This window comes from Microcystis sp. M165S2 (assembly GCF_020245885.1).
GTDB lineage: Bacteria > Cyanobacteriota > Cyanobacteriia > Cyanobacteriales > Microcystaceae > Microcystis.
The window spans coordinates 1-7,069 of sequence record NZ_JADBTZ010000268.1; the positions used below are offsets into that span (position 1 = coordinate 1).

The window sequence follows — 7,069 nt, forward strand, 5'->3', positions numbered from 1 at the left end:
GTTGTGATAATTGTACCGGAAGGCAATTGATAGCCTGTTAAATTCCCTTGTTTCCACCACCTCCAAGCCGTTCGATAACTTATTCCTGTTTTTTTTGCCTAGTCTGATAGTTTCGTGTTCACATATTACCATGGCTGGCTAAATCTGACTATATTTGTATTGAAACTTTACAATACTTGCGGTTAGGTCGTGGGAAGATTGATAGACTAAGGTGGCTTCTGGTTGGATAGCCTGGAAATACCGAGCTAAATAGACCCTAGGCTGATTAATCCCTTTAATTGGCTGGCAAAAACAGGGAATTCCTTCTTTTTGCAAGTCGTGAACATATATTGCTAATTCTGCCATTGCCCCGACTCGATACAAGCGCCACGAACGACTAGGGATGTGTAAGCGGGCGCTATAGGCATCTATTTTAAATATTTGGGCAAATTTTAGAGCTAAGGGCTGTTTTTCTGCGTTAGCCACCGGTTCAAGAATTAAAAGCCCCATTTCTCGATTACTGGGGTTGGTTTTGGCTTTTTCGAGGGCAGCCTGTCGCTGTTGTTGTTGCTGTTCAACTTCCACCTGTTCAATCGCTTCTAAGCGGGCGATTCCTTGACGAATTTGGGCGATAAGTTGAGTATTAGCGGTTAATAGCAACATTTTTCGGTATTCTTGCCCTGCTAGGGTGATTTCTCCCGTGATTTCGTTTAAACGCGCTTGGTAGAATTTCAGCCAGGGGTTATCGTTTTCTCGGGTCTGGAAGTCGTTGACAAGACGGGTGGCAGTTTGATAGTCTTGACGGTCGAGCGCTTCAGCAATTTCTTTGAACATAGAAACTCCGGTCAATTAGCTGTCTAAATAGGCGTTAATGATAGCGAGAGCTACTAAGGGAGCGGTAATTGTTCTCAAAATCCGTTTTCCCAGTGATACAGGTAGAAAATCAGCAGCGATCGCTTGTTCTATTTCTGCCTCCGTCCATCCCCCTTCCGGTCCGATGGCAATGGTTATCTCGGTTGATGTTTGCAATTGAGAAAGTAGCGGGTCCACTGTTCTACGGGTAACACCAATATAACAAGTTGTCCCTGGGTTAGCTCCCTGGTTAAGGATGGCTAAAAATGGTTGTGGTTCTTCGATAATAGGAATAATCTGTCTTTCTGATTGTTCTACAGCTTCTCGGGCAATTTTTCGCCAACGGTCGATTTTTTGAGGACTAGGATTAACTAAACTGCGTTCTGTCAGCAGGGGAATAATCCGATAAACTCCTAATTCGGTGGCAGCGCGAACGATATCATCAAAGCCATTTTTGGGAATTGCTACCATTAAATTCACTTGTACTGGTAGTTCGGTGGTTTCGTTTATCGCTTCTAAAAGATAGGCCGAATTATCAATTATTTCTGCTAACCACGCTTGTCCTTGTCCATTTAGGGCAATAAAATGGTCATGGGATTTTAAACGAACAACTTTTTTAAGATAATGACTTTGTTCGGATGTTAAGGCAATTAACCCGTTTTCTAGGGTATTAAAATCGAGAAGAAGACGGTAATACAAGGCGGTTTATTCTATATTGCTATTGTGGTCAGGATCACTGTCAACTATATATTTTAGCTTTTATGGTATTTTTGTATAAGGTTGAGAGTAGATTGACTGAAAACCTTGATCATTAACAAATACGGGAATTGATGAATGAATTTACTAGGCATCGTTTTATACTCTTTTATGGGAGTGCTGTTATTGGGGTTAGCTGTAGTTATCTGGTGGTTAGTCGATACCGTATCTTTATCTAGCACTCAAGCGAAAAGATCTACTTCTAAAAATAATCGTCAAAAGTTGCCAATCAGTCAGAATCAACTTTTCTACCTAGAAAGAGAACTTTTAACCCTCGTGAATGGAGATAAAGCTTTAGCGACTCGATTGCTTTTAAATATTAGATTGAGAAATCCCCAACGCAGTAAAAGCTGGTGTTATGAAAAAGTTATTTATGATTTAAAACGAGATCGAGGAGGAATTTAAATTGCCACTACAACAATTAAAATTATTAGAAGAATATCACAGTAATTAACATAATGTCATTGACAAATTTTATCTACCTTGTTTAGATTAGTACCCGATTGGTGCGTCAGGGAAAAAGAGTCGCCCGCTATAGTTACTTAGACAGCGATCGAGTTATGTTATTATCACAGTTATCTTCGGGAAATCTTGACGCATTAGTGGCAGTAAAATGTCTCGATGAGGGAGTTGATATCCCACAAGTCAGTCAGGGAATTATCCTCGCTGCCGACAGTTCTCCCCGTCAATTTATTCAACGTCGCAGCAGAATTATCCCAGCAGCCGGTGGCCAAGAAAAAAGCAACTTTAATCGGCGATGTCTTTCCCCCTGGGGACGATAGTGAGGTAAAATTAATTGCATCGGAGATCAAAAGAGTTATTGATTTTGCCGGGGCAGCCAGCAATCAAGCTGCAGTTATCAACAAATTAGTCCAAGCATTAAGTTACTATGGCCTTACCTACTCAGGTCTGTTATAAAATTTCTCATCATCAAGGTATCTCTTGGCAAATAAGAATTAAGACTTGACAATCCCCACTCCCCAACCCACAGAAAATTTATGGACATAACTGCTAAAATTCAAGAACTGGCACAAAAATATGATATACCTCCCCAACTGCTAAAGGAAGCCATGGCTTTAGAAGTAGCAAAAATTACTCTAAAAAATCGGCGGCTATCACCTAAAATTGTCAAACTTATCGAAAAATATACCGACTCCTCACAATAAATAAACTCTATGACTTTGAGACTGAAACAAATTCGCTTAACTAATTGGAAATGTTACCCTAGTCAAAATATTACTTTTAACCTGCATCCCGACAGAAAAATTCAGATTATCTTCGGTAATAATGGCCACGGTAAAACTTCTCTGATGACGGCGATTTTATGGTGTCTCTATGGGGTAGATATTGTATCTAAAGAGACTCTGAAAACCTATTTTTATCGAGGTAAGGGAGATTCTTCACCGGCAATAGAAATGCGGGTAGAATTAAATTTTATTAAAAACGAGAAAAATTACTTTATCAGTCGCACAGCGAAATTAAAAGGTAATGGTAGCACTTTTTATCCCAGCGTAGAGGAAGCATTATTTTATGAAGATGGAACCATGAAAGGAAGTAACTCTAGGGAATATATCGAAGCATTACTTCCTAAGTCAATTCGAGATTTTTTCTGTTTTGATGGCTTAAAAATCGAACAATATACCCAGATAACTCAAACTAAAGAAGCAAAAGAAGCAATTGAAAAAGTTTTGGGTATCCCTGAATTAAGAAATCTGCGCGATGATACAGAAAAAGCCTTACAAGAATTAGAAAACCGTCTTAATAAGGCAGAAGGAACCAGTCAAGTTTTTAGGAATAAAATGCAACAGATGCGAGAATTAGAAGAAGACATTGATCTTAAAAAAGGTCAGCTTAAAAATGCCAGAAATAGCGAAAAAGATGCTATAATTATCTACCAAGACGCTCAAGAAAAAGCCGCTCAGATTGAAAGTTTACGAGAAAAATTAGAGGAAATTCATAACTTAGAGAAAAAGCGTATCGGTTTACAAACTCAGTTAAATAACCAGCAAAAGTCTATTGATTCTTGGTTAAAAAAAGCTTCGATACCTTTGCTGATTAACTTTGTACAGGAAATGGTCGATGATTTGCAAGTTACTAGCTTAAAAAGCACTTATAAAACTAATTCTACAGTAATTTTAAAAGCAATACTTGACGATGAAAGCTGTCTATGTGGTCGTTGTTTAGATAAAAATTCTCGGAACTTTATCCTTCAACAAATTGCCGAACTAGAGTCCTTAGAAGTGGACAACGCTACCAGAATAGAAAAAGACCAAATTAGAATTGATTTACAGGGAATTATGCGAGATAATGCTAAATTTAGCAACTATAGTCAATTACTTTTACAAAGAGATCGTTTAGAAGAAGAAATCGAAGAAATTAATCAACATATTAGACAGCTAAAACAGGAAACCACGGGAATAGATCAAGACTCGGTGAGGGAGATTTGGCGAAAAGTTGACGAATCGGAACGAAAAGTTAAGGTGATTGAAGAAAGTGTCGAACGCTTGCAAAAGGAAATTGAAATCAAAGAAAAGCAATTAGAAAATTTACGCAAAGAAGTGGAAATTTTAGCTAGTGAAAATCAGACAACATTGATGTTATCTAATCAGGTTAAAATGGCCAGAGGTTTAAAAAATGCCACTAACGAATTAATCGAATGGCATATCGACAATTCCCAAAAAATGATTAATCAAGCAACCAGCGATCGCTATTTACAAGTAACCAACAAACCGGAGGAATATAGAGGAGTAGAAATCACTCCCGAATACACTTTAGGAATCCGTACCATCACAGGAAAATTATTACATCCCGATGTCTTAAGTGCAGGAGAAAAGGAAGCTTTAGCTTTTGCTTTTATCACCGGTTTAAATCAAATAACTGATACTTGTGTTCCTCTGATTATGGATACACCTTTCGGACATTTAGATGAAGAACATCAAAAAAATATTATTAACTCTCTCCCTAATTTAAACTCCCAAGTAATTATTTTAGCCACGGATCGCGATCTACCTGATCCACTTTTAAATCTCTTACGTCCCCACACTGCTGATATTTTAAAAATTCACCGTTTAGCTGTCGATGAAGATGCTTCCGTGATTGAAGTGACGGAGAGTTACTAATGCAGAGAATCGATCCCAGTTTGAAGATTTATGCCTCGGAAACTTCCAGAAATTATCTACAGATACTAAAAGATAATAAAACTTTTGAGCGCATGGTAGATGCTTATTTATTCGCCGCTGCTTTTGCCATTAAAGAAGACTTCAGTATCTACGGAATAACCTTAAATAATCGACAGGATTTAATTACTATTAGCCAAATCGATCCAGAAGTTATTTTAGCTTTAACCGCAGGAATTTATATTATCTGTAAAAAGAATTCCTATCCTCAACCCAGCGATGGCAAAGAAGTTTTAGATAAGATCTGTCAATACGCAGAAGTGGGATTAAGGGAATTAAAAGAACGCTGGCAAGGCAAAGTCAGCCATCAAATTCAAGCTGATATTGAGAGAATTATCAATAATCTCTGAAATTCTCTGGCTCTAACTATCTTTTTGAGGGATAACGTCAAATTAGATTCTTTCCACACTGCCAAAAAAGACGGGTTCCACGCGAATAGCAATGATACTAGCCGGACGTAAAACCATATATTCCCCTTGGATATTTCTGATCGGAACATTGATAAAATCCTGGGAATCGGCTTTCGGAACTAATTCGTTGCTGTACCACTTTTGAAATTCTTGGATAGTCAAAAAACGGACTTCCTCGCGATGTCCACTGCTTAAGAACAAATGTACGGCGTACTCGTCAGCTTTTCTACTCATTTTTTTAACTAATCAGATTGAATTTTTGTAATAAAGTTGCCATTAAAGGCGGAAAAGTGAGACGCAATTCGCTAAGATCCGAGAAAATTAATTTTTGGTAGCTTGGCAGGTCAAAAGCTAGTTTACCCTTTAATTCCGCTCGATTTTGATAGGTTAGCAGAATTTGTCCGCCCTGTTTACAAGCGATCGCATAACCTAATTCTACACCCACTAGGGGACTGGGCAGTAATTCCGTTTCCTTTTGGCTAATCGCCGTAGCATCGGCAATAAATAATAAACTTTTGCGAATTTTGCGTAATTGACTATCACTCAATCTAGTGACATTGCCCTCAGTTCGGGGCGTTTCTTCGATGGTTAAGGGCAAACGGGAGCGTTTATTGAGATTTTCGACGGTTTCGGTCAAAATTGTTTTTAAAGCGGTGCTAGAGTCCTTAAATTGGCTTTGGGAGCTAAAATAAATGACGGGATCCAACCAAGCGCTTAGGTCCTGTTTAGTAAAGTAAATTTCTTGGGAAATCAGGTCAATATTCGAGATGACGTAACCGCCACTACCTTCGAGGTAAAATTCCACCCTTTCCCCTTCTAGATAGCGTTGGAACCAGACAGAACCCTGTATCGTCAGACTATCATCGAGAAAATCGGCCCTTAAACCCGATTTTAAGAGACTATTGCGACTTAAGCGCAAGTCGTGGGGACGTTTGACAACCTCGCGGATAGGTTCGTATTTGTCCAGATACCAAGCTTTCAGAGCGATGATGGCCATAGGTGTGGCGATTAAAGACACTCACCCATTCTAGCAGTAAGCACCGATATCCTCTCCACATTCATCGGCTAGGTAAGAAAGAGCGCGAAATCTTAACATCATTAGGTTTTCGTAGAGGGGATTTAGCTTGCAAAGGGGCGGAATCTCTAGAATTGTCCGGCTAAATAGGGTAATTTTCCGCGCAAAGGGACATTGAGCCGGAATTAGACGACAAATCTGATGGGCTAGTGCAGGTGTATTAATCTCTAGGCGATCAATTCGTTGCCGCAGGGGTTGCCATAAATCCCATTTTGGTTGCGGTGACGGGTTTTTCCGATTGCCTTTCGACCAAGGGGCAATCCAATTAGACAAAATTATTTTATTTGTGGTATAATCTGATACATCAGCATTGGTCATGGCTTTACCTTCTATTGATTGACTCATAAGGTTCTATCTGAGATTACGAGAGGGCGAACAATCTTTCCCGAAAATCCTCTAGGACGTTCAGACATTTGACCGCTTTAACAATAACATCTCTGGGATAACAGATGTGGCTTATCGCACCAGCAGCCCAGATGCGGGAGTAGCATTCTAGCGATGACGAGACAGAATTATCTCGCCGAATGATAGGAGTGAACTAGACAGAATCTATTGAAAGCGAATAGGCAACAGAGGACAATAGATAACGTCACGAGTGAGTTTATCTAGATTAATCTCTAAGCTTCGTCCAAAGATATTGGCTCTGATTAGAGCTATTTCTAGGTTAGCAAAAACTCAGGTTTTTTCACGTCAGCATAGTACATTTTTTCGGGGTATAAAATAGCACCCGCTTTTGTCAAAGATACGCAATCCAACGGGTGGGGTGTGGGGTGTGGGGTGTGGGGTGTGGGGAGTGGGGTGTGGGGTGGAGGGTGTGGGAA

At 39.4% G+C, this 7,069-nt stretch carries 10 protein-coding genes; 5 read left to right on the forward strand and 5 right to left on the reverse strand.

Going from position 1 to position 7,069, the window contains the following annotated elements:
- Positions 1–138: 138 nt before the first annotated feature.
- Both IM479_RS13290 and IM479_RS13295 read right to left on the reverse strand, forming a co-directional pair.
- Positions 139–813: a hypothetical protein gene (locus IM479_RS13290; RefSeq protein ID WP_287685078.1), complete on the reverse strand. Its 675-nt coding sequence runs from the start codon at positions 811–813 to the stop codon at positions 139–141.
- A 15-nt stretch (positions 814–828) separates the two neighbouring features.
- Positions 829–1,530: a 16S rRNA (uracil(1498)-N(3))-methyltransferase gene (locus tag IM479_RS13295; protein ID WP_287685079.1), complete on the reverse strand. Its 702-nt coding sequence runs from the start codon at positions 1,528–1,530 to the stop codon at positions 829–831.
- A 135-nt stretch (positions 1,531–1,665) separates the two neighbouring features.
- Here IM479_RS13295 and IM479_RS13300 point away from each other — a divergent pair, with 135 nt between their 5' ends.
- From IM479_RS13300 to IM479_RS13320, 5 genes are all read left to right on the forward strand, one after another.
- Positions 1,666–1,992 carry a hypothetical protein gene (locus IM479_RS13300; protein WP_287685080.1) on the forward strand — a complete coding sequence of 109 codons (327 nt, stop codon included), beginning with the start codon at positions 1,666–1,668 and terminating at the stop codon, positions 1,990–1,992.
- 101 nt (positions 1,993–2,093) lie between these two features.
- Positions 2,094–2,369 (forward strand): helicase-related protein, encoded by a 276-nt coding sequence (locus IM479_RS13305; protein WP_287685085.1) that lies wholly within the window; start codon positions 2,094–2,096, stop codon positions 2,367–2,369.
- 216 nt (positions 2,370–2,585) lie between these two features.
- Positions 2,586–2,753 (forward strand): hypothetical protein, encoded by a 168-nt coding sequence (locus IM479_RS13310; RefSeq protein WP_287078449.1) that lies wholly within the window; start codon positions 2,586–2,588, stop codon positions 2,751–2,753.
- A 9-nt stretch (positions 2,754–2,762) separates the two neighbouring features.
- Positions 2,763–4,706, forward strand: coding sequence for an AAA family ATPase (locus IM479_RS13315; protein ID WP_287685081.1), 1,944 nt, complete (start codon positions 2,763–2,765; stop codon positions 4,704–4,706).
- Positions 4,706–5,113, forward strand: coding sequence for a hypothetical protein (locus IM479_RS13320; RefSeq protein WP_287685082.1), 408 nt, complete (start codon positions 4,706–4,708; stop codon positions 5,111–5,113). Before IM479_RS13315 ends, IM479_RS13320 begins: the two co-directional genes overlap by 1 nt.
- A gap of 42 nt (positions 5,114–5,155) precedes the next feature.
- Here IM479_RS13320 and IM479_RS13325 read toward each other — a convergent pair whose 3' ends face one another.
- From IM479_RS13325 to IM479_RS13335, 3 genes are read right to left on the reverse strand one after another with little or no spacing between them, the layout of a single operon-like run.
- Positions 5,156–5,407, reverse strand: coding sequence for a hypothetical protein (locus IM479_RS13325; RefSeq protein ID WP_002798004.1), 252 nt, complete (start codon positions 5,405–5,407; stop codon positions 5,156–5,158).
- Positions 5,408–5,411: 4 nt separating this feature from the next.
- Positions 5,412–6,170, reverse strand: coding sequence for a hypothetical protein (locus tag IM479_RS13330; protein WP_147068835.1), 759 nt, complete (start codon positions 6,168–6,170; stop codon positions 5,412–5,414).
- A 30-nt stretch (positions 6,171–6,200) separates the two neighbouring features.
- Positions 6,201–6,593, reverse strand: coding sequence for a Mo-dependent nitrogenase C-terminal domain-containing protein (locus IM479_RS13335; protein ID WP_287685083.1), 393 nt, complete (start codon positions 6,591–6,593; stop codon positions 6,201–6,203).
- Positions 6,594–7,069 lie beyond the last annotated feature (476 nt).